The organism is Nocardioides sp. BGA-UO-ETr-FS32 (assembly GCF_059567905.1).
This window is the reverse complement of sequence record NZ_JCAQOX010000015.1, coordinates 123,539-145,440: the sequence shown is the minus strand read 5'-3', so window position 1 is coordinate 145,440 and position 21,902 is coordinate 123,539. Positions and strand designations below refer to the sequence as shown.

At 72.3% G+C, this 21,902-nt stretch carries 19 protein-coding genes and 1 tRNA gene; 11 read left to right on the top strand and 9 right to left on the bottom strand.

The genetic code is table 11. The features are described 5' to 3' along the window. The first annotated feature begins 21 nt into the window (after nt 1–21). Complete coding sequence (locus tag AC57BS_RS14210) at nt 22–795, top strand: dioxygenase family protein (protein ID WP_496412099.1); 774 nt, start codon at nt 22–24, stop codon at nt 793–795. A 154-nt stretch (nt 796–949) separates the two neighbouring features. Continuing rightward, nucleotides 950–1,813, top strand: a complete 864-nt coding sequence (pdxY, locus tag AC57BS_RS14205; protein WP_496412098.1) for a pyridoxal kinase PdxY — start codon at nt 950–952, stop codon at nt 1,811–1,813. A 54-nt stretch (nt 1,814–1,867) separates the two neighbouring features. Here the strand turns inward: pdxY and AC57BS_RS14200 are convergent. Continuing rightward, nucleotides 1,868–1,939 (bottom strand) — tRNA-Thr (locus AC57BS_RS14200). 62 nt (nt 1,940–2,001) lie between these two features. Here AC57BS_RS14200 and AC57BS_RS14195 point away from each other — a divergent pair. Together AC57BS_RS14195 and AC57BS_RS14190 are read left to right on the top strand one after the other, a co-directional pair. Continuing rightward, nucleotides 2,002–3,840, top strand: coding sequence for a glycoside hydrolase family 13 protein (locus tag AC57BS_RS14195; RefSeq protein ID WP_496412097.1), 1,839 nt, complete (start codon nt 2,002–2,004; stop codon nt 3,838–3,840). A 16-nt stretch (nt 3,841–3,856) separates the two neighbouring features. Next, the gene (locus AC57BS_RS14190) at nt 3,857–5,065 is read left to right on the top strand and encodes a DUF4032 domain-containing protein (protein ID WP_496412096.1); all 1,209 of its coding nucleotides are present in this window, start codon (nt 3,857–3,859) and stop codon (nt 5,063–5,065) included. Here the strand turns inward: AC57BS_RS14190 and AC57BS_RS14185 are convergent. The 3 genes from AC57BS_RS14185 to cysS all read right to left on the bottom strand — a co-directional run bounded on the left by AC57BS_RS14185 (nt 5,049) and on the right by cysS (nt 9,012). Further along, nucleotides 5,049–6,584 carry a metallophosphoesterase gene (locus AC57BS_RS14185; protein ID WP_496412095.1) on the bottom strand — a complete coding sequence of 512 codons (1,536 nt, stop codon included), beginning with the start codon at nt 6,582–6,584 and terminating at the stop codon, nt 5,049–5,051. The genes AC57BS_RS14190 and AC57BS_RS14185 overlap by 17 nt on opposite strands. Further along, nucleotides 6,581–7,540, bottom strand: a complete 960-nt coding sequence (gene rlmB / locus AC57BS_RS14180) for a 23S rRNA (guanosine(2251)-2'-O)-methyltransferase RlmB (protein WP_496412094.1) — start codon at nt 7,538–7,540, stop codon at nt 6,581–6,583. Before rlmB ends, AC57BS_RS14185 begins: the two co-directional genes overlap by 4 nt. A 71-nt stretch (nt 7,541–7,611) precedes the next feature. Continuing rightward, a complete protein-coding gene (gene cysS / locus AC57BS_RS14175) occupies nt 7,612–9,012 on the bottom strand; it encodes a cysteine--tRNA ligase (RefSeq protein ID WP_496412093.1) in 1,401 nt (466 codons plus the stop codon). 110 nt (nt 9,013–9,122) lie between these two features. Between cysS and AC57BS_RS14170 the strand changes: the two genes are divergently transcribed. After that, on the top strand, nt 9,123–10,325 hold the full coding sequence (locus AC57BS_RS14170) for a C39 family peptidase (RefSeq protein ID WP_496412092.1): 1,203 nt from the start codon (nt 9,123–9,125) through the stop codon (nt 10,323–10,325). Nucleotides 10,326–10,385: 60 nt separating this feature from the next. On the opposite strand, the gene AC57BS_RS14165 is transcribed toward AC57BS_RS14170, so the two are convergent. Next, nucleotides 10,386–11,903, bottom strand: a complete 1,518-nt coding sequence (locus tag AC57BS_RS14165; protein ID WP_496412091.1) for a molybdopterin-dependent oxidoreductase — start codon at nt 11,901–11,903, stop codon at nt 10,386–10,388. Between the two features lie 36 nt (nt 11,904–11,939). Between AC57BS_RS14165 and ispF the strand changes: the two genes are divergently transcribed. Together ispF and AC57BS_RS14155 are read left to right on the top strand one after the other, a co-directional pair. Further along, nucleotides 11,940–12,425, top strand: coding sequence for a 2-C-methyl-D-erythritol 2,4-cyclodiphosphate synthase (gene ispF, locus AC57BS_RS14160; RefSeq protein ID WP_129453283.1), 486 nt, complete (start codon nt 11,940–11,942; stop codon nt 12,423–12,425). Then, nucleotides 12,422–13,129, top strand: a complete 708-nt coding sequence (locus AC57BS_RS14155) for an IspD/TarI family cytidylyltransferase (RefSeq protein ID WP_496412090.1) — start codon at nt 12,422–12,424, stop codon at nt 13,127–13,129. Before ispF ends, AC57BS_RS14155 begins: the two co-directional genes overlap by 4 nt. Here the strand turns inward: AC57BS_RS14155 and AC57BS_RS14150 are convergent. Together AC57BS_RS14150 and AC57BS_RS14145 are read right to left on the bottom strand one after the other, a co-directional pair. Next, complete coding sequence (locus AC57BS_RS14150) at nt 13,110–13,691, bottom strand: 2-C-methyl-D-erythritol 4-phosphate cytidylyltransferase (RefSeq protein ID WP_496412089.1); 582 nt, start codon at nt 13,689–13,691, stop codon at nt 13,110–13,112. The genes AC57BS_RS14155 and AC57BS_RS14150 overlap by 20 nt on opposite strands. A 2-nt stretch (nt 13,692–13,693) precedes the next feature. Further along, complete coding sequence (locus AC57BS_RS14145) at nt 13,694–14,179, bottom strand: CarD family transcriptional regulator (protein WP_496412088.1); 486 nt, start codon at nt 14,177–14,179, stop codon at nt 13,694–13,696. Between the two features lie 169 nt (nt 14,180–14,348). On the opposite strand from AC57BS_RS14145, the gene AC57BS_RS14140 reads away from it, so the two are divergent. From AC57BS_RS14140 to AC57BS_RS14130, 3 genes are read left to right on the top strand one after another with little or no spacing between them, the layout of a single operon-like run. After that, nucleotides 14,349–15,059, top strand: coding sequence for a UbiA family prenyltransferase (locus AC57BS_RS14140; RefSeq protein ID WP_496412087.1), 711 nt, complete (start codon nt 14,349–14,351; stop codon nt 15,057–15,059). A 21-nt stretch (nt 15,060–15,080) separates the two neighbouring features. Continuing rightward, entirely contained in the window at nt 15,081–15,554 is a 474-nt protein-coding gene (locus AC57BS_RS14135; RefSeq protein WP_496412086.1) for a copper chaperone PCu(A)C, read from the top strand. Continuing rightward, entirely contained in the window at nt 15,551–16,294 is a 744-nt protein-coding gene (locus tag AC57BS_RS14130; protein WP_496412085.1) for a phosphoglyceromutase, read from the top strand. Before AC57BS_RS14135 ends, AC57BS_RS14130 begins: the two co-directional genes overlap by 4 nt. Before the next feature lie 7 nt (nt 16,295–16,301). Here the strand turns inward: AC57BS_RS14130 and AC57BS_RS14125 are convergent, their stop codons facing one another. Next, on the bottom strand, nt 16,302–16,613 hold the full coding sequence (locus AC57BS_RS14125) for a hypothetical protein (protein ID WP_496412084.1): 312 nt from the start codon (nt 16,611–16,613) through the stop codon (nt 16,302–16,304). Nucleotides 16,614–16,764: 151 nt separating this feature from the next. On the opposite strand from AC57BS_RS14125, the gene AC57BS_RS14120 reads away from it, so the two are divergent. Beyond that, on the top strand, nt 16,765–21,045 hold the full coding sequence (locus tag AC57BS_RS14120; protein ID WP_496412083.1) for an nSTAND1 domain-containing NTPase: 4,281 nt from the start codon (nt 16,765–16,767) through the stop codon (nt 21,043–21,045). A 181-nt stretch (nt 21,046–21,226) separates the two neighbouring features. Here AC57BS_RS14120 and phoU read toward each other — a convergent pair whose 3' ends face one another. Then, nucleotides 21,227–21,877: a phosphate signaling complex protein PhoU gene (phoU, locus tag AC57BS_RS14115; RefSeq protein WP_496412082.1), complete on the bottom strand. Its 651-nt coding sequence runs from the start codon at nt 21,875–21,877 to the stop codon at nt 21,227–21,229. Nucleotides 21,878–21,902: the final 25 nt, after the last annotated feature.

The window sequence follows — 21,902 nt, the reverse complement described above, 5'->3', positions numbered from 1 at the left end:
ACTTGTACTATTGAGGATGTCATGAACGCACGCATGCCTGCCCTCTACATCGGCCACGGTGCGCCGCCGCTGCTCGACGACCCGGTCTGGTCGGGGCAGCTCGCCGCCTGGGCCGGCGACCTGCCGCGCCCCAAGGCCATCCTCATCGTCTCCGCGCACTGGGAGTCCGCCCCGGTGAGCCTGTCCGCCAGCGGCGCCCCGCTGGTCTACGACTTCGGCGGGTTCGCGCCGAAGTACTACCAGATGACCTACGAGACCCCCGACGCCTCGGCTCTGGCCCAGAGGGTCGCCGCGATGATGCCCAGCGGCGAGCCCGTGCACCAGCACTCCTCGCGCGGCCTCGACCACGGCGCGTGGGTGCCGCTCAGGATCATGTTCCCCGAGGCCGACGTCCCGGTCCTCCAGATGTCGCTGCCGACCGACGACCCGCACCGCCTCATGAAGCTCGGCGAGCGGCTGCGCCCGCTGCGCGACGAGGGCGTGCTGATCATCGGCTCCGGCTTCCTCACCCACGGCCTGCCGTTCCTCACCGAGTGGAGGATCGACGCCGCCGTGCCGGGCTGGTCGCGCGACTTCGACCTGTGGGCCGCCGACGCGCTGACCCGCGGCGACGTCGACACGCTGTCCGACTACAAGGCCAAGGCCCCGGGCATGCCGTACGCCCACCCGACCGTCGAGCACTACACGCCGCTGTTCGTGACGCTGGGCGCGGCGACGACCGCCGACGACCCCGGCATCCAGGTGATCGACGGATACTGGATGGGGCTCTCCAAGCGGTCACTGCAGGTCGCCTGACGGGTCGCGGAGGAACGAGGCGGCCCGCAATCCGGCGAGGTCGACTGCGCCCACGACCGAGGCGATGCCCTGAGTGCCCGCGAGGGACGAGCGGGTGTATCGAAGGGCACGAGGTCGTGACGGCGTGCATCGAGACCTGATCTAGTCTCAACGGATGCGCGTCCTCTCCATCCAGTCCCACGTCGCCTACGGCCACGTCGGCAACTCCGCAGCCGTGTTCCCCCTCCAGCGGCTCGGCCACGAGGTGTGGCCGGTGCTGACGGTGAACTTCTCCAACCACACCGGCTACGGCGCCTGGCGCGGGCCGCTCATCGCGGCCGACGACGTGGCTGCGGTGATCACCGGGATCGGCGAGCGCGGTGCGTTCGAGACCTGCGACACCGTGCTCTCGGGCTACCAGGGCTCGCCGGAGATCGCGGACGTCATCGTCGACGCGGTCGCCCAGGTCAAGGCGGCCAACCCGGCCGCCACGTACACCTGCGACCCGGTCATGGGCAACGCCACCTCGGGGTGCTTCGTCAACCCGGCGATCCCGCCCAAGTACCGCTCCACCGTCATCCCGGTGGCCGACGTCCTGACGCCCAACCAGTTCGAGCTCGGATTCATCACCGACCGGGACGCCCTGAGCGGGCCGTCGTCCCTCGACGACGTCCTGGCGGCGGTCGACGAGGTGCGCGACCTCGGCCCGACGACCGTGCTGGTCACGTCGGTCGACCGCGAGGGCGCGCCCGAGGACGTCATCGAGATGCTGGCCGTCACCGCGGACGGTGCCTGGCTGGTCACGACGCCGCGACTGCCGATGAAGGCCAACGGCTCCGGTGACATCACCGCCGCGCTGTTCACCGCACACCTCAAGGCGACCGGCTCCCCCGCCGACGCGCTCGCGCGTACGGCCTCGTCGGTCTTCGCGGTGCTCAAGGAGACCCTCGAATCCGGTGAGCGCGAGCTGCGGCTGATCGCCGCGCAGGAGGCCATCGCGTCGCCGGCGTGCGAGTTCGAGGTCGAGCAGGTCCGCTGAAAGGCTCGATGGTTTCGAGGCTCGCTGCACTCGCACCTCAACCACCGACAGCGGAGCCGCGTGAGAGATTCGAACTCTCGCAACCCAATTTACAAGATTGGTGCTCTACCCCTGAGCTAACGCGGCGTGCGTCCCGGGACGCGGCCGCAATCCTAGTCAGGGCAGCCGCTGCTGCGAGGATGAGGCCCGTGAGCCTCCTCCACCACCCCCACCACGACGGCTCGCCGCTGTTCGTCTCCGACGAGGCGCCGGCTCTCGGCGGCACCGTCACGGTCCGGGTGCGCACGCACGCCGAGGACGCCCCGGTCGAGAGCATGTGGCTGCGCACGACGTACGACGCCGAGCCGGTCTACGTCGAGATGCACCCGAGCGCGGCGGGGGCCACCACGTGGTGGGAGGCGGGCCTGCTGGTGCACAACCCGGTGACCCACTACCGCTTCCTGATCGAGCGCTCCGACGGGTCGCAGGAGTGGCTGACGGGTGCCGGGCTGGTGGGCCACGACGTGCCCGACGCCGCAGACTTCCGGATCTCGGCCTACCCGGCCGCGCCCGACTGGGGCCGGGACGCCGTGGTCTACCAGGTGTTCCCCGACCGGTTCGCCCGCTCGGCAGCCGCCGACGGGCGGGACGTCCCCGACTGGGCGCTGGCGGCCGAGTGGGACGACGAGGTCGCCTTCGAGCCGGACGACCCGCGCACCCCCATGCAGTTCTTCGGCGGCGACCTCGACGGCATCACCGAGCACCTCGACCACGTCGCCGACGTGGGTGCCGACGTCGTCTACACCACGCCCGTCTTCCCCGGCGAGAGCAACCACCGCTACAACGCGACCACCTTCACCGAGGTCGACCCGCTGCTCGGCGGCGACGAGGCGTACGCCCGGCTCAGCGCCGCCGTGCACGCACGCGGCTGGCGGATCCTGGGCGACCTGACGACCAACCACACCGGCGACACCCACGAGTGGTTCCTCTCGGCGGTCGACGACCCCGACGACCCGCACCGGTCGTTCTTCTACTTCGACGAGGACGGCACCTACGCCTGCTGGATGGGCCACGGCACGCTGCCCAAGATCAACCACGCCGACCGCGACGTGCGGCACGCGATGGTCGAGGGACCGGACTCCGTCGTCGGCCGTTGGCTCCAGCCGCCCTACGACGTCGACGGGTGGCGCATCGACGTCGCCAACATGACCGGGCGCCTCGGCGCCGTCGACGTCAACCACGAGGTCGCCCGCGCCGTCCGCGCCACCGCCGAGGCGCTGCGCGCCGACCCGTGGGTCATCGGCGAGCACAACCACGACGCGACCGGGGACGTCGACGGTGACGGCTGGCACGGGACGATGAACTACTCCGGCTTCTCGTGGCCGGTGTGGTCGTGGCTCCGCGACCCGGCCTCCCCGGCGCGCGCGTTCGGTCGCCCGGTGCCCGTCGCCCGCCGCGACGGGACGGCCGTGGTCGACACCTTCCGCGCCTGGCAGGGCAGCCTCGGCTGGCGCGCCACGGAGTCCAGCTGGAACATCCTCGGCTCCCACGACTCGGCCCGGATCCGCACGGTCGTCGGTGGCGACGCGGCGGTCCACCGGGTCGCCGCAGGGCTGCAGTTCACCCTGCCGGGCGTCCCGATGGTCTTCGCCGGCGACGAGATCGGCCTCGAGGGCGTCACCGGCGAGGACGCCCGCCGCACCATGCCGTGGCACCGCCGCGACGAGTGGGACGCACGGACCCTCGGGACGTACGCCGACCTCGCCGCGCTGCGCCGCGACCACGTCGCGCTGCGCCGGGGCGGGCTGCGCTGGGCACACGTCGACGCCGACACGATCGCGTACCTCCGCGAGCACCCGGACGGGAGCCTCCTCGTGGTGGCGCGGCGCAGCGCCGGGCAGGCGCTCACCCTCCCCCTCGGCCCCGGCCGGCACCTGTTCGGGACCGAGCCGGGCGGCGCCGACCTGGCCACCCGTGACGACGGCGGGGCCACGGTCCCGGCCTCCGACGGCCCGCGGGTCGACGTGTGGGAGCTCGGCGCGCACTAGCCGCTAGTGTCATCGCATGGCCATGCGGATCGTCGCCAGCCGGCCCGACCCGGCGATCCTCGGCCTGCCGTGGGACCTCCCGCTCGAAGAGTGGCCCGACGACGTCGTCGTCCCGCTGCCGCGAGGCCTGTCGCGCCACGTCGTACGGATCGTGCGGCTGGGCAGCAACGTCTACGCCGTCAAGGAGACCAACGACGACATCGCGTTCCGCGAGTACCGGATGCTGCGCGACCTCCAGCGCATGGGCATGCCCTCGGTGGTGCCCCAGGGCGTGGTGACGGGGCGTGAGGCCAAGGACGGTGAGGACCTGCCCGCGGCGCTCATCACCCGCCACCTCCAGTTCTCGCTCCCCTACCGCAGCCTCTTCAGCCGCGGCATGGACGCCGAGCACGTGCCGACGCTCATCGACGCCATCGTGGTCCTGCTCGTCCGGCTGCACCTGGCCGGTTTCTACTGGGGCGACGTGTCGCTGTCCAACGTGCTCTTCCGGCGCAACGCCGGCGCCCTCGCGGCCTACCTCGTCGACGCCGAGACCGGCGAGCTGCACGACGCGGTCGGCGACCGGCTGCGCGAGTACGACATCACCGTCGGCTGCGAGAACATCTTCGCCGAGCTGATGGACCTCAGCGCGAGCGGCGCGGTGCAGCAACCCATCGACGGCTTCGCGATCATCGAGCACCTCCGCTCGCGCTACGAGGCGCTGTGGCGCGAGCTGACCGACCTCGAGGAGTTCGGGGGCGACGAGATGTGGCGCATCGAGCGTCGCGTCGAGCGGCTCAACGACCTCGGCTTCGACGTCGACGAGCTCGACATCGTCACCGACCTCGGCGGCGACACCATCCGGATCCAGCCCAAGGTCGTCGACCTGGGCCACCACACCCGCGAGATCCGGGACCTGACCGGCATGACCGTCGAGGACAACCAGGCCCGCCGGATGCTCAACGACCTGGCCTCGTTCACCGCCCACCACGACCTCGGCCGCGAGGACCGGCACCTGGTGGCGAGCCGGTGGATGCACGAGATCTTCGAGCCGATCATGGCGATGATCCCGCCCGACGCCACCGGCAAGCTCGAGCCGGCCGAGATCTTCCACGAGATCCTTGAGCACCGCTGGTACCTCTCCGAGCAGGCCGGACACGAGATCGACATCCACACGACCGCGCGCGACTACATCGACCGCTTCCTCACCACCCGACCGGACGAGGCCATCACAGGTCAGGAGTGAACGGGGCAGGAGAGACGGGCTCCCACTCGCCGACGCGCCACGACCCGTCGGTGCGCAGCCGCACCCACTGCAGGCCCACCGGCCGGCCGTCGGCGTACGTCACCAGGCTCACCTCGGCGTCGCGCCGCGGCTTGCTGCCCAGCGCGATGGCGTACGCCGCCCCGCCGGTCGTGCCGTTGGTCCAGGAGTAGCCGGTCGCGCCGTCCTCCCCCTCGAAGGCCTCGGGCCCCGACTGGACGTGCGTGTGGCCGCCGACGACCAGGTCGACGCACCCGCGCTCGAGCGCCTCGTCGCCGAGGTTGGCGTCGTGGACCAGGACGGTGCTGACCCGCTCGCCGTCCGCGGCCGCCGCGCACGCGTCGTCGGCCAGCCGGTCGCCCACCTCGGCGAAGCTGAGACCCGACTCGTCGCGCCAGTTGCCGAGGCCGCTGCTGCGGGGGTCGTCGACCCCGAGGACCGTGCCGCCCCACGGGGCGTCGACGGCCTCCCCGGCGAGCATCGTCCAGCCCTGGTCGGCGAGGTAGGTGCTGACGAACGTGCCGTGGTCGTGGTTGCCGGCGACCCCGAAGCGCTCCCAGTCGGCGAAGGCCGACTGGACCGAGTCGAGGCTGAACGCCTCCCACGGCTGGCCCGTGGAGGTGTCGTCGCCCGCGTTGAGCACGACCGAGGCCCCGGCAGCGTCGCCGATGGCTCGCGCGACCCGGTCCATGCCGATGTTGTCGTGCCGGTCGCTGACGAGGAGTGCGACGGTCTCGCCGTCCTCGGGCTCGCGCAGTCCGAGGTCGACCAGGTCGGCAGCCCCCTCGGCGGCCGCGGAGTAGAACTCGCGACTCTTGTCGTAGGTGTCGATCGCGCTGAGCACCAGCCGCCTGCTCTGGGTGGTCACCGGCCCGGTCCGGACCTCGATGTCGCGCACCTCCGCCGGCAGCACGACGTCGGGTCCGGCGAGCTCGGCGAGGGTCTGCCAGCTGCCCTGCTCCTCCTGGGTCTCCTCCTCGGACTCCCACGGCTGCCAGACCAGCACCGGCAGCACCAGCAGGAGTGCCAGCGCGACCAGCCCCTGCCGGGTCCGTACGCCGCGGAACAGCTCGCCGCGCCGGTGCCGGCCGAGCAGCAGGAAGAACGCGACCGGGACGAGCCCGACCCCGAGCCCGCGCAGCGCGGCGGAGACCGCCATCTCGACCACGACGCCCTGCACCTTCTCGATCGGCGCCCTCGGGTCGCCGGCGATGAGGGCGTAGCGCTCGACGAGCTCCTCGATCGAGCCGACCTCGGTCTTGCCGAGGGTCAGGGTGACGCCCAGGGGCCCGACGTCGCGGAACCGGAAGTCCGGCAGCAGCGGGCCGGTCTCGACCACGGCGTCCTTCGCCAGCGTGGGACGTACGACGGTGTCGTGGCCGACGAGCACCACGGTCCGCGAGCTGGTGAGGAAGAGCGAGACCGCCACCACCAGGCCCAGCGCGACGCTGAGCGACACCAGCGCGGCGCCGACCAGCAACCGCCGGGGGGTGGGCCTCACGCCGTGCGGGCCTGCGAGATCGCGTAGAGGGCGACCGAGGCGGCCACACCGGCGTTGAGCGACTCCAGCTGGGCGGCCATCGGGATGGACACGATCTGGTCGCACGTCTCGGCGACGAGGCGACCGAGGCCCTTGCCCTCGGACCCCACCACCACGACCAGCGGCCCCTCGACGAGACCGCCGGGGGCGACGAGCTCGGGCAGCGAGAGGTCGCCGTCGGCAGCGAGGCCGACGACCATGCAGCCCGCCTCCTGGTAGGCCTTGAGCTGGCGGGTCAGGTTGACCGTCTGGGCGACCGGCAGGCGCGCGGCGGCACCGGCGCTCGTCTTCCACGCGGACGCGGTCATGCCCGCGGCCCGGCGCTCGGGGATCAGCACGCCGTGGGCACCGAAGCCGGCGGCCGAGCGGATCACGGCACCCAGGTTGCGCGGGTCGGTCACGGAGTCGAGTGCCACGATCAGCGCCGGCTCCTTGGCCTCGTCGGCCCGGTCGAGCAGGTCGTCGGCGTGGGCGTAGTCGTAGGCCGGGAGTCGCGCCGCGAGGCCCTGGTGGACGGCACCGCCGGTCATCCGGTCCATCTCGTTGCGGGTGACCTCGAGCAGGGTCAGGCCCTGCTCGGCGGCCAGCCGGAACGCCTCGCGCATCCGGCCGTCACGCTCGGCGCCCTCGGCGACGTAGATCCCGGTGACCGGCACCCCGGCCTGGAGCAGCTCCACGACGGAGTTGCGGCCGGCCGCCCACTCGGCGTCGGACGACGTACGCCGCTTGGGCCGCGTCTCCTTGGCCTTCTCGGCGCGCTTCGCGGCCTTGTGAGCCTGGTGGTAGGGGCGGTCCTTGGCCTTGGGGGTCGGTCCCCGACCCTCGAGACCGCGGCGCACGCGCCCGCCGGAGCCGGCGGTGGGGTTGCCCTTGCCGGTCTTCTTGATGGCGCCCTTGCGCTTTGAATTGCCTGCCACGTCAGTGTCCTTGTCGGTGGTCGAGTAGCTCGCGAGGCACGAGCGTGCGTATCGAGACCCCTGCCATTGCCTCACACGCTCCACTTCGGGCCGGTCGGGGTGTCCTCCACCTCGACGCCGGCCGCCTTGATCCGGTCGCGGATGGCGTCGGCGCGGGCCCAGTCCTTGGCCTCGCGCGCCGCCGTCCTCTCCTCGAGCAGTCCCTTGACCAGGGCGTCGACGACCTCGGTCAGCCGGTCGTCCGACCCGCGCTCGGCCCACGCGGGGTCGGCGGGGTTGAGTCCGAGGACGTCGAGCATCGCGATGACCTCGCCGAACTTCTGGCTCAGCGCGTCGGACGGCCCGTCGGCCAGCAGCCGGTTGCCCTCACGGACCGAGTCGTGGATGACCGCGACCGCCGCCGGGGTCCCGAGGTCGTCGTCCATCGCCGCGACGAACGCGTCGGGCAGCGCCGCGAACCAGGTGCCGACGACCGGTGCGGCCCGGTCGAGGAAGTCCTCGATCCGTCGGAACGCCTTGGCCGCCTCGTCGAGCGCCTCGAAGCTGAACTCCACGTGGGAGCGGTAGTGCGCCGCGACCATGTAGTAGCGCAGCTCGATCCCGCGCACCCGCTCGAGCACGGACGGGATGAGCAGCGAGTTGCCGAGCGACTTGCTCATCTTCTCGCCGGCGGTGGTGATCCAGGCGTTGTGCAGCCAGTAGGACGCGAACGGCCGCCCGGCCGCGCGCGACTGGGCCTGCTCGTTCTCGTGGTGCGGGAAGCGCAGGTCGACGCCGCCACCGTGGACGTCGAAGGCGGGGCCGAGGTACTTGCCGGCCATCGCCGAGCACTCGATGTGCCAGCCCGGACGACCGGGGCCCCACGGGGAGGGCCACGACGCGGTCTGCGGCTCGGAGTCCTTCTTCCACCCCTTCCACAGGGCGAAGTCGCGCGGATCGCGCTTGCCTCGCGGGTCCGCGTCGCCGGCGGGCTCCATGTCCTCGACCTTCTGGCGGGTGAGCTCGCCGTACGCCGGCCAGCTGCGCACGTCGAAGTAGACGTCGCCGCTGCCGTCCTCGGCGGCGTAGGCGTGGCCGCGCGCGATGAGCTGCTCGATGAGCTCGACGATCTCCGGGACGTGGCCGGTCGCGCCCGGCTCGTAGGTCGGCGGCTGCACGTTGATGGCCGCGAGGGCCGCGTCGAGCTCGCGCTTCATCGCGGCGGCGAGGGCGTACCAGTGGACGCCCTGCTCGGCCGACTTGGCGAGGATCTTGTCGTCGATGTCGGTGACGTTGCGGATGAAGTCGACGTCGTAGCCGGTCGCGGAGAGCCAGCGCCGCAGCACGTCGAAGTTGACCGCCGAGCGCACGTGGCCGACGTGCGGCTCGGACTGCACGGTGAGACCACACACGTAGATCCCCGCCCGGCCGGGGACCAGGGGGACGAAGTCGCGGGTCTCGCGCGTCGCGGTGTCGTGGAGCCTCAGAGTCACCGGGCAAGTCTAGGGGTGGAGGGCCGATCGGCTGGCTTCCACGGACCCGGCCGCGGGACCGAGGCTGTGACTCCTGAGACGTGTGGGACTTCTCGGGTTATCGTCGACCGGTGCTCCGACGTGCCGCCACCCTCGCCCTTCCCCTCCTCCTCGCAACGGCGCTGGTGCCCCCAGCGGGTGCCGCGACCCAGGCGGAGGCGCGCAAGCGGGCCACCCCGCAGGTGCAGCTGACCTCCTGGAGCAGCTATGCCGAGCTCAAGGCCGGCACGCGCAAGGGCCTCAAGATGGGTCGCGGCCAGGTGGCGCTGCGCAAGGCGAAGCCGCGCACGGTCGCGGGGAAGGCGTACGAAGCCGGCACCTGGACCTCCCCGTGGGCCACCCCGGGCTTCGGCGCGACCGCGCTCGTCCCGAGCTGGGAGGCCACGACGCCCGGCAAGAGCCTGGTCCGGGTCGAGGTCAGGGCACGCGACGCGAGCGGCCTCACCGGCACGTGGGACACCGTCGCCGACTGGAACCTCACCAACCGCCCCGTCTCCCGCCGGACCTACTCCGGGCAGACCGACGACCTCGGCCGGGTCAGCGCGGACACCTGGCTCGCCGCGGGCTCGGTCACGTCCTGGCAGGTTCGGGTGACGCTGCTGCGGCCCCGCGGCTCCAGCCTCGCCGTGAGCCTGGAGCGCGTCGGCGCCGTGGCCTCGGCCGACGCGACCGCTGCCCGACCTCCGTCGAAGCCGGGGCCCGCAGCCGGCACCGTGCTCGCGGTGCCGACCTACTCCCAGATGGTCCACAGCGGCCACTACCCGAAGTGGGGCGGCGGCGGCGAGGCGTGGTGCTCACCCACCTCGACGGCCATGGTGCTCGCCTACTACGGCATCTCCCCGACCCCCCGCGGCATCACGGCGGGCCACGCTGACGCCGTGGTCGACCACACCGCCAAGATGGTCTACGACCACGGCTACCGCGGCACCGGCAACTGGGCGTTCAACACCGCGTACGCCGCCACCCTGGTCGCCGGCGACGCCTACGTCACCCGGATGCGCGACCTGCGCGAGGCCGAGGACCACATCGCCGCCGGGGTGCCGCTCATCGTCTCGATCGCGTTCGGCCGCAACGAGCTCACCGGTGCGCCGATCTCGGCGAGCGACGGCCACCTGCTGGTCGTCGTCGGCTTCGAGGCCGACGGCGACGTCGTCGTCAACGACCCGGCCGGCGCCACCAACGCCGAGGTGCGCCGCGTCTACGACCGCGCCCAGTTCGAGCGGCTGTGGATCTCCGCCTCCGGCGGCACGGCGTACGTCATCCGCAACAGCTGACAGCGGGGAGTCCCGGCTCGCCCTGAGCAGGCCGCCGCTCCCCCATCACGGCCCAGCCGATCACACCGCGCTGAACTCGATGGCGTGCCAGCCGGTCGCGCCGTCGGGGTCGGGAGCCCGTACGACGCTCGTCTGGGTCTCGCCGTCCTTGCCGGTGGCCCGCACGCGGACCTCGTGGTCGCCCTCCGCCACGTCGAGGGTCACCGCCCACTGGACCCATGTGTCCACCGACGGCACCCCGCCGAGCTCGGCGGCCGTCCACTCGCCCCCGTCGACCTGCACCTCGACCGACTCGATACCCGTGTGCTGGTGCCACGCCACGCCACCGAAGGACACCGGTCCGGCCGCCACCTCGTCGCCGCCGCGCGGGACGTCGATGCGTGAGGCGACCTTGACCGGTCCCTCGGCCGACCACCCGCGCGTCGTCCAGTAGCCGGTGGACTCCGCGAACGTGCTGACCTGCAGGTCCACGACCCACTTGGTGGCCGACACGTAGCCGTAGAGGCCGGGAACGATCGTGCGCACCGGGAAGCCGTGCTCGATCGGCAGCGGCCAGCCGTTCATCGCGACGGCGAGCATCGCGTCGCGGTCGTCGGTGAGGGCGGCGAGCGGGGTGGCGCAGGTCCAGCCGTCGTGCGAGGTCTGCAGGACGCAGTCGGCCTCGTCGGAGACGCCGAGGTCGGCGAGGAGGTCCGCGATCCGTACGCCGCTCCAGCGGGCGTTGCCGACCAGGCCACCGCCGACCTCGTTGCTCACGCAGTTGAGGGTGATCCACGACTGGGTCATCTGGCGTCGGACCAGGTCGGAGTAGCTGAGGGTCAGCTCGCGCTCGACCAGCCCGTGGATGCGCAACGACCACTCCTCCGGCTCGATGGTCGGCTTCGCGATGGTCGTGTCGATCAGGTAGAAGTCCTCGTTGGGCGTCTGCCACGGCGCGATCCCGTCGAGACCGACGGAGGTGTCGGCCGGGGGCTGGCGCCTCGTCACGCCGGGGATCCGGAGCAGGCGGCGGCTCACCTCGACGTGGCGGCGTCCCGACCCCACGAGCCGGCCGGCCACGGCGATCCCGACCGCTGCGACCGACACGACCCCGGCCACGACGAGGAAAACCCGCCGCTCGTGGGACTCCAGGTCGGGCCGGCCCAGGCCGCGGTGCAGCGCGTCGGTGAGGGCCGAGTGGAGCGTCACCCAGGTGACCAGCCCGACGGCCACGGGCAGGACGTCGACCGGACCGGCGCCGCGCTGGACCAGCACCGCGACCAGGCCCACCCCGGCGAGCGGGAACCACACCAGGAGCGGCGCCCACCAGCTGCGGCGGGCCAGCATCCCGGCGACCGCGAAGAGGGCCAGCAGGAGGAGCAGGATGACTCCGACGAGGAACGGCTTGTCGAAGAGCCCCAGGACGGAGATGGCGCTCTCGACCACCGGTCCCGGGGTCAGCCTGATGACCAGCTCGGCCACCGCCACGACGGGCGACTCGCGGATGGTCAGCACCATCGCCGTGGCATAGCTGGTGGCCAGGCCGGCGAGTCCGGCGAGGACTCCGGCCAGCACCCAGGGCGGACGGCGAGTGGTCACGCTCCCATTGTGACGGGCGTCGGGCATGATGCCGACGTGACCTCACCCTTCCCCACTCCGAGCGTCGGGATCGGCACCGACGTGCACCGTCTCGTCCCGGGCGTGCCGATGCACCTCGCCGGCCTCGCGTGGCCGGACGAACCGGCCGGTCTCGAGGGCCACTCCGACGCCGACGTCGCAGCCCATGCCGCCTGCGACGCACTGTTCTCGGCGGCCGGCCTCGGCGACCTCGGCAGCCACTTCGGCACTGCGGAGCCTGAGTGGGCGGGCGCCTCCGGCGCCACCCTCCTTGCGGAGACCGCGCGTCGCGTACGTGCCGCCGGCTGGGAGATCGGCAACGTCGCGGTGCAGGTCATCGGCAACGTCCCGCGGCTCGGGCCGAGGCGCGACGAGGCCACGGCGGCCCTGTCGGCCGCGGTCGGCGCACCGGTGAGCCTCTCGGCCACGACGACGGACGGCCTGGGCCTCACCGGTCGGGGCGAGGGCGTGGCGGCGATCGCCACCGCGCTGGTCACGCGGTGACGGCGACCCCGCCCGCCACTGCCGTGGTGATCCTGGCCGCGGGCTCGGGGAGCCGGGTCGGCGCCGAGGTGAACAAGGTGCTGCTGCCGCTGCGCGGGGTTCCCGTCCTGGTGTGGTCGCTGCGCGACGCGCTCGCCCTGCCCGGCGTACGCCGCGTCCTGCTGGTGGTGCGGCCCGAGGACCGGGCCGCCGTCGGCGAGGCCGTCGCCCCCCACCTCGGCGACCGCGAGGTGCTCGTGGTCGACGGCGGCGCGACGCGGCACGCCTCGGAGTGGGCGGCGCTGCAGGTCCTCGCCGCCGACGTCGAGTCGGGCGAGGTGGAGGTCGTCGTCGTCCACGACGGAGCTCGTCCGCTGGCGGGCCTGCCGCTGTGGCGGGCCGTCGTCGAGGCGGCCCGTGAGTCAGGTGGGGCCGTGCCGATGGTCCCGGTGACCCAGCTCGTGCACGACGACCTCGCACCGGTCGCCGCATCCACGGGCGGCGTCCAGACGCCGCAAGCCTTCCGCGCCGGTGACCTGCTCGCTGCCTACCGGGCGGCGGCGCGGGAGGGGTTCGAGGGCACCGACACGTCCGCCTGCGTGGCGGCGTACGGCGACGTCGTCGTCACCGCCGTCCCCGGCAGCTCCCTCAACCTCAAGGTCACCTTCCCCGAGGACGTGGCGCTCGCGGAGGAGCTCAGCCCGCTCAGCGCAGCGGACGCGTGAGGGCCTCGAGGAGGCGTACGTCCTCGTCGGTGGCCACCCGCCGGCCCTCCGGGGGTGCTTCGACGGTCTCGACGTGATGACCCGCCGCGGCCAGGTCGCCCACGGCCCGCGCCAGGTCGGCGGACGGACGCTGCGCGAGCGACGCCAGGACCGCGGCGGGCAGGACCAGGGGGGAGGCGATCGCGAGCAGGCCGTCGCGGTCGAGGGTCTCCCCCACGACACCGTCGGCCACGACCTTGACGGTGTCGGTCACCGGACGGGTGCCGACCACCGGGCGGCCGGTCTCCCGCGCCCGCTCGAGGCAGGCGGCGAGGAAGGCCGGCGGGGCCATCGGGCACAGCGCGTCGTGCAGGACGAGGTCCTCCCCGGACTCCACGAGCCCGGACCACGGCACGCTGGCGTCGACGAGGTGGACCCCGGCCTCGCCCAGCGCCCAGGCGGCGCAGGCGACGAGCGCCTCCCCGTGGACCAGGGTGTAGGGCAGCGCGCCCCGGTCCTCGTCCAGAACGAGACCGAGGCCCCGGGGAACGTCGTCCCAGGGGCCTCGGTCGGCGTCGTCCACGCTCAGGAGGCGAGCACCTCGTCGAGCATGGCCTCGGCCTTGTCCTCGTTGGTCTTCTCCGCCAGGGCGAGCTCGGAGACCAGGATCTGGCGTGCCTTGGCCAGCATCCGCTTCTCGCCGGCCGAGAGGCCGCGGTCACGCTCGCGGCGCCACAGGTCGCGCACGACCTCCGACACCTTCATCACGTCACCGGAGTGCAGCTTCTCCAGGTTGGCCTTGTAGCGGCGCGACCAGTTGGTCGGCTCCTCCACGTGGGCCGCGCGCAGCACGTCGAAGACGCGGTCGAGGCCCTCCTTGTCGACGACGTCACGGACGCCGACGAGGTCGAGGTTGCAGGCCGGCACTCGCACGACCAGGTCCTGCTGGGCGACAATCCTGAGGACGAGGTACTGGCGGTCCTCTCCCTTGATCTGCCGCATCTCGATGTCCTCGATGACTGCGGCCCCGTGATTGGGATAGACGACCGTTTCGCCGACGGTGAAAGTCATATGTTCAGTTCCCCTTCCTAGGTGAACATTCTAACACGGGTTCGAACCGGCTCCCGACGCGTTTGTGCAGGTCAGAGGCCCTATGCGGGCTTGACATATCCCGGGTGCATGTGGTGCGCACCCGTGTCGGACCGGGCTGCGGGCACTCCGTCGGGCCATACTTCGGCCCATGCCCCGGGCCCTGCCGACGACGCCGTCGCTGCTCCTCGTCCGGTCGGCGCACCCGCGCCAGGCGCTGGCGACCGCGACCACGCTGGCCGCGGCGGCTGCCGTGGCCGGCAGGCCGCTGCGCGAGGTCGGGCTCGTCGCCGCCACCGTGCTGGTCGGCCAGTGCGTCCTCGGCTGGGCCGACGACCTGACCGACCGCCCGCGTGACACCCGGCGCCGCCCGGACAAGCCGCTGGCCGGTGCCCGGCTCGACCCGGGCACCGTGTGGTTCGCGCTCACCTGCGCGGTCCTGCTGGTCGTGCCGCTCGCGGTGGCCCACGGCCGGCGGGCGGGGGCGACGTACCTCGCCCTCCTCGCGGTCTCCGCGGTCGGCGACCGACTGCTCCACGCCCGGCCGCTGTCGTTCGTCCCGTGGATGGCGAGCTTCGCGCTATACCCGGCGTTCCTGGCGTACGGCGGGTGGGGCGGCGTCGGGACAACCACGCCACCGACCGTGGTCATGGTCGCCCTCGCCGCGGTCCTCGGGCTCTGCGTGCACGTGCTGGTCGCGCTGCCGGGCCTCGTGGACGACCACGAGGAGGGCGAGCGGTCGCTCCCCATGCTCGTCGCGCTGCGGACGGGCACCCCGCGCCTGCTCCTGCTGGCGGGCGTGCTCACCGCGCTCGTCGTCGCCGCCATCTTGATCGCAGGGCGGACGGTCGGGCTGACCTGAGCCGACGCTAGGCTGTCGCCCATGCGACTTCGACCCCTCGCGACCGCCGCCGCGGTCATCGCGCTCGCCGCACCACTGACCTCCTGTGGCTTCGACTACGCCACCGAGCGCGACTACACCCCGGGCAGCGGCGCCAACACCCGCGAGGGCGAGGTGGACGTGCTCTCCGCGGTGGTCGTCTCGGCCGCCGAGGGATCGGGCACGTTCATCGCCTCCCTGTCCAACAACGACCGCTCCGACGAGCAGAGCTTCACCGGCATCGCCGGCGCCGAGGGCACGATGGTCGAGGTCGCCGAGTTCGAGCCCGTCACGGTCCCGGCCGGCGGCCTGGTCAACCTCGCCGAGCCGCCCGCCGGGATCATCCTGACGGGCGAGTTCACCGCGGGCGACGTGGTCCCGCTGTCCTTCGACTTCGGCAACGGCGAGCGCGTGCAGCTCAACGTCCCGGTCGTCGCCGACGACACCGGCTACTGGGAAGGCATGGACGCCTCATGACGTACACCCTGGTCCTGCTCCGCCACGGCGAGAGCGAGTGGAACGCCAAGAACCTCTTCACCGGCTGGGTCGACGTCGCCCTGACCGAGAAGGGCGTGCGCGAGGCCGTGCGCGGCGGCGAGCTGATCCGCGAGGCCGGGCTGCTCCCCGACGTCGTGCACACCTCGCTGCAGCGTCGCGCGATCACGACCGCGTGCCTGTCGCTCGACGCCGCCGACCGCCACTGGATCCCGGTCAAGCGGTCGTGGCGCCTCAACGAGCGCCACTACGGCGCCCTCCAGGGCAAGGACAAGAAGCAGACGCTCGAGGAGTACGGCGAGGAGCAGTTCATGCTCTGGCGCCGCTCGTTCGACACCCCGCCGCCGCCCATCGAGGACGACGACGAGTGGTCGCAGGCCGGCGACCCGCGCTACGCCGACCTCGGCGAGGAGATGCCGCGCACCGAGTGCCTCAAGGACGTCATCGCGCGGTTCCTCCCCTACTGGGAGGGCGAGATCGTGCCCGACCTCCAGTCCGGGAAGACCGTGCTGGTGGCCGCCCACGGCAACAGCCTCCGCGCGCTGGTCAAGCACCTCGACGGCATCTCCGACGAGGACATCGCCGGGCTCAACATCCCCACGGGCATGCCGCTGGTCTACCGCCTCGACGAGGACCTGCGTCCCACGGTCGCCGGCGGCGAGTACCTCGACCCCGAGGCGGCGGCGGCCGCTGCCGCAGCCGTCGCCAACCAGGGTCGCTGAGCTTCCGTCAGGGCCCGTAGGCGAGACCGGTCCGGCGTACGGCGCCGCTCGCGGGCTGCGTGACGGTGCCCCCGCACCGGGGCTGGAATCCGTCGAGGCCGGTGTTCCACCGCGGCTGCAGCAGGAAGCACTGGCGGTCGCGGACCTCGCCGACGAGGACGGACTGGGCGGGCTCGGCCGGTGCGACCGGCTCCGGCACCGCCTGGACCGCGGCCGGCAGGACCAGGATCGCGGCGATGGCCGCAGCCCCTGCTGTGCCTGCGGCGGCCGACGGCCACCACCAGCGACGCGAGTCCGAGGTGAGTGAGTAGCTGTTCATCAGGTGCTCCTTGGGAAGCGGGACCGGCTGTCCCGGACTCCCCTGTTCTGGCACCGCCCGGTATCGAACCCGCTCCGGACCGGTACCGCACTGGTATCGACCGGGTATCGGCGGCATTGACCGCGATCCCCGGCAGGCGGACTCTGGCGAAGTGGGTATCGCAGTCCTCGGCCCCCTTCTCGTGGCGGGTGCCCCCAGCCTGAGTCCCCGGGACCGAGCGGTCCTGGCGGCCCTGGCCGTGCGCGCCGGTCACCCGGTGCGCACCGAGGAGCTCATCGACGTGCTCTGGGGTGAGCACCCGCCCGCGTCGGCGCACAAGATCCTCCAGGGGTGCGTCGTCCGGCTCCGCAAGGCGCTGGGCCCCGATGCCATCGAGACCTCGGCCCACAGCTACGTGCTCGCCCTCCCCACCGACCAGCTCGACTCGCGCCGCTTCGAGCGGCTGGTGGTGCGAGGCCGCGAGCTGCTCACGCTCGCGCAGGCCGATCGCGCGGCGTACCAGCTGACGGAGGCCCTGTCGTTGTGGAACGGCGACGCCTTCGCCGACCTCGAGGAGTGGCCGCCCGCCATGCGCGAGGCGCGACGGCTCGGCGAGCTCCGGCTCGAGGCCGAGGAGCTCCGGGTGGACGCCCTCCTGCGCGCCGGCAGGTACCCCGAGGTGCTCGCCGAGATCCAGGCGCTGGTGCGGGCGGCTCCGCTCCGCGAACGCCGCTGGGTGCTGCAGGCCCGTGCGCAGTACCAGGCGGGCCAGCAGGGCGAGGCCCTCCGGACGTTGCACCAGTTGAAGACGGTCCTCGCCACGAGACTGGGCGTCGACCCCGGTCCGGACGTCGCGGCGCTCGAGCAGGCGATCCTGCGCCAGGACCCGTCCCTGCTCTCCGGCGGCCCGGTGGTGGCCGCCAGCAGCGCGTGCCCCTATCAAGGGCTCCATGCCTTCGACATCGACGACGCCGACCGGTTCTTCGGGCGGCAGGGCGACATCGAGGCCTGCCTGGAGGTGCTGCGGCGTACGCCCCTGCTGGCGCTCGTGGGCCCGTCGGGCTCCGGCAAGTCCTCCCTCATGCGCGCCGGCCTCGGCGCGGCGCTGCGCGCCCGGGGCAGGTCGACCCTCGCGATCACTCCGGGGTCTCGGCCGCTCGAGGCCCTCACCGCGCTGGCGGGCGCTCCTGCCGGCGCCACCCTGCTGGTGGACCAGTTCGAGGAGATCTTCTCCCTGTGTGAGGACGTGGCACAGCGCCAGGAGTTCCTCCGGCTGCTCGTGGAGGAGGCGCAGACGCGCACCATCGCCATCGCGCTGCGCGCCGACCACCTCGCCGACCTCGCGGCGTACGCCGACTTCGTGCGGCTCGTCGAGCGCGGCCTCTACCTGGTTGGCGGTCTCGGCGAGGAAGGGCTCGCCCAGGCGATCGAGGCCCCGGCCCGCCAGTCCGGACTCGTGATCGAGGCCGGGCTCGTCGATCTGCTGGTGCGCGAGGTCAAGGACGATCCCGGGGCACTGCCGCTGCTCTCGCACGTGCTGCTCGAGACGTGGCGGCGGAGGGAGGGCAACACCCTCACCGTGGCCGGCTACCGGGCATCGGGAGGCATCCACGGCGCCGTCGCCCAGTCCGCGGAAACCCTCTACTCGAAGGTCGCGGTCGACCAGCGGCACACGCTGCGGGACCTGGTCCTGCGGCTCGTCGCGCCCGGACCGCAGGGTGAGCCGGTGCGCAGCCGCGTGCCCCGTCGGATGGTGGCCACCGACACCGACCGCGATCGGCTCATCGAGCAGCTCGTCGCGGCCCGCCTCGTCACCAGCGACGACGGTGTCCTCGAGATCACCCACGAGGCGCTCGCCCGGGCCTGGCCGCGCCTGCGGGGCTGGCTGGACGACGACGTCGAGGGCCAGCGGATGCTGCACCACTTGTCCACCGCCGCCGACGCCTGGGACTCCATGGGCCGTCCCGACAGCGAGCTCTACCGCGGCGTCCGGCTGGCGCGGATCCGGGACTGGCAGGCAGGGTCGATAACCCCCCTGACCGACACCGAACGCGCGTTCCTGGTCGCGTCGCAGGAGCAGGCCGAGCTGGAGGAACGCAGCGCGGAGGAGCAGGCTCGGGCCCAGGCGCGACTGATTCGGCGCCTGCGCGGCGTCCTGACCGGAGCCGTCGTGCTCCTCGTGCTGGCGCTCGCCGCCGGAGGGGTCGCGGCCGTGCAGTCGAAGCGGGCGGGCGACAACGAGGCGCAGGCGGTGTCGTCGCGGCAGACGGCGGAGCAGAGCGCGTTCACGACCCTGGTCCGGCAGGCAGCCCTGCGCTCCGAGGCTACGGACGACATCGACCTCTCGCTTTTGCTCGCGGTGGCGGCGTCGAGGCTCGACAGCTCACCTGAGTCGGCGGCGGCCCTCGGCAACGCACTCTCCCGTAGCCCCGCCCTCGTCTCCTCCGCCGTATTCAACGGCGAGGACCACATGGCGCTGGACCTCAGCTTCGACGACCGCACCGTAGCCATCATCGACGGTCTCCACCGGGTTCAACTGCTCGATGCCCGGACCGGTGCGCTGCTGGCCGATGATGAGGCCGGCGCCACGAGGGAGGATCCCTACCCTCGGTCCATCGGGTTCAGCCCCGACGCGAAGATGCTCGCCGTGGGCATGACCGCACTGTCGCCCCGGCCGGTCTCACTGCTCGACGTGCCGAGTCTCGCCGAGTCGAGCACACGGCTGGAGGGGCTGCCCAGGGGGCGCTGGCAAGCCGTCAGCATCGCCTACAGCCACGACGGTCGCTTCCTGGCCACGGGACTGCAGAGGCTCAAGGAGGGTGAGGACACCCTCGAGGTCGCGTCCACCTGGGCGGCCGTCTGGCGGCTGGCCCGCCCGAACAAGCCGACGTTGGCGCGATTGGCGGATGACCAGAAACCGTTCGTCGCACTGAGTCCGGATGGGCGCCGGCTCTATGCTCTGCCCGATCGAGCGGTCCTGGACCTGAGTACGGGCGAACGGACGACATTCTTCCCTCCTGGGCCCGACTGGAACTCCCGCATCGAGGTGAGCCCCGACGGGAGGTGGCTGGCCTTCGGGGCTGGTCCGAACCAGGGCGCTGCAGTGGTCGACACCCGGTCACTGCAAGAGGTGCGCCGGTTGAGCGAACTATCCATAGAAGACGTGCGTTTCAGCGCCGACTCCAGCCGACTCCTCACCACCGCGTTCGGCAGACCCGCCCAGGTCTGGGAGGTGGCGACCGGCCGCAAACTGGCGGACCTCGCTCTCACCGGTCGAGCCGCGGGGGCTGTCGACCTCGACGCCGCCGGCCGCACGATCGTGAGCGCCGAGGCGCACAAGGCCATCGACCTCCTCCGTCGTTGGGACGCGACCGGCGAGCGCGGCTTCCTGCGACGCATCCCCGTGACCGGACTCCCATGGCCCGAGCAGGCCGCCAGGAACTGTGGGTCGAGCGTGGCACCCGACGGGTCCCGCGTCATGTACGTCCTCTGCGAGGAAGTGGCGCCCCGCCTGGAGAACTCGTACGTCTTCCTCGACGTCGCCCGGCGAAAGGTTCGCATCGCGCGGCACGCCATCGAGGGTTCCCACTTCGGCGTCGGAAGCTGGCGCGCCGACCAGCCCACCTTCCTGCGTGCCGACGGAAGCACCATCCGCGAGTTCGACGCCCGTTCGGCTCAACTCGTGCAGACTCGCCAGATGTCCGGCCTGGTCGCGGATGTGGCCTACTCCCGAGATGGCACGGCCGCAGTGGTCGGGCAGCTCAACGGCGATGTCACCCTGCTCGACGCCGACACCCTCGAGCCGCTGGCGAGCCCGGTCAAGGCCGGCGGAGCGGTCATCTCGTTGGGACTCGGACCTGACAACCGCACCGCGTTCGTCGTGACCTCGGAGAGACCTGGTGGCCAATTCTGGATGTCCTGGGCGAACCGATGGGCCTTGCTCGACCTGCAACGAGGTGTCGTGACGCACGAGGGCGAATTCGGACCCTTCATCGGCAACGCGGGACTCATGTCACCCAGAGGCGATCGCGCCGTGCTCTTCGGGATCGAAGGTGGGGAGGTCCTCATCCTCGACCTGGTGAAGGGCGAGCCGGTACGCCCGTTCGCGGTGGCCCACACGGGCAACATCTCCGGGGTCGCCTTCTCCCCGGACGGCTCCCGCCTGACGACCGGCTCCGAGGACGGATCCGTCGTGCTCTGGGACACCGAGACAGCCACCCAGGTGGCGCGGGTCAAAGTCCCGACGCCGGGACACGCGTTCGCCGGGTTCAGGCCCGACGGCACGCTCCTCCTGGCCCAGGCCCACAACGCGGAGCCAGCGGTCTACGTCTGGGACCCCAGCCCCGAGCGCGCCATCGAGTTCGCCTGTCGCGCAGCCGGTCGCGAGCTCACCCGCGAGGAGTGGCAGGACACCTTCGGAGACCTGCCCTACCAGGAGGTGTGCGCGGACTAGTGATGTCGGCCCCGGGACCACGCGGCCCTCGCTCTGTCCACAGGCACCGTGCAGGCAGTTCGAGGCTGGATCCCTGTCGGGCACGCTCAGCCACACCCGACAGCAGCCGAACTGCCTGCACGGTGTCAGCTGTCAGTCCACGGGGCGAGGTCATGACCCGCGCCCGGGCACCAGCCGAGGCTCAGTCGCGCGCCGGCATGTCGCCCGTGACGACGAAGACGACCCGGTTCGCGACCGACACGGCGTGGTCGGCGATCCGCTCGTAGTAACGGCCGAGCAGGGCGATGTCGACCGCGGCCTCGACGCCGTGGTGCCAGTCGGTGGAGAGCAGCTCGGTGAAGCTCTTGCGGCGCAGCTGGTCCATCACCTCGTCGTCGCGACCGAGCTCGATGGCCGCCTCGACGTCGCGGTCGATGATGATGCTGCGCACGCGACGGACCATGTCCTCGGCGGTCGCGGCCATCTTCTCCATCGTCGGACGGAGCTCCTCGGGGACGGCGACCGACGGCACCCGCAGGCGGGCGATCTTGGCGACGTGGACCGAGAGGTCGCCCATCCGCTCGAGCTCACTGACCATCCGCAGCGCCGAGACGATGATGCGCAGGTCGCCGGCGACCGGCTGCTGGAGCGACAGCAGCGCGAACGCGGTGTCGTCGACCCGCTCGCGGGCCGCGTCGATCGCCTTGTCGTTGCCGATCACCTGCTCGGCGGTGTGGACGTCACCGGTCATCAACGCCTTGGTGGCCTCGCGTACGGCGACCTCGACCTGTCCGCAGATCTCGGAGAGGTCGGAGAAGATGCCGTCGAGCTGGTCATGGAAAGCCTCACGCATGCCGCGCACTCTAGGCAGCCGAAGC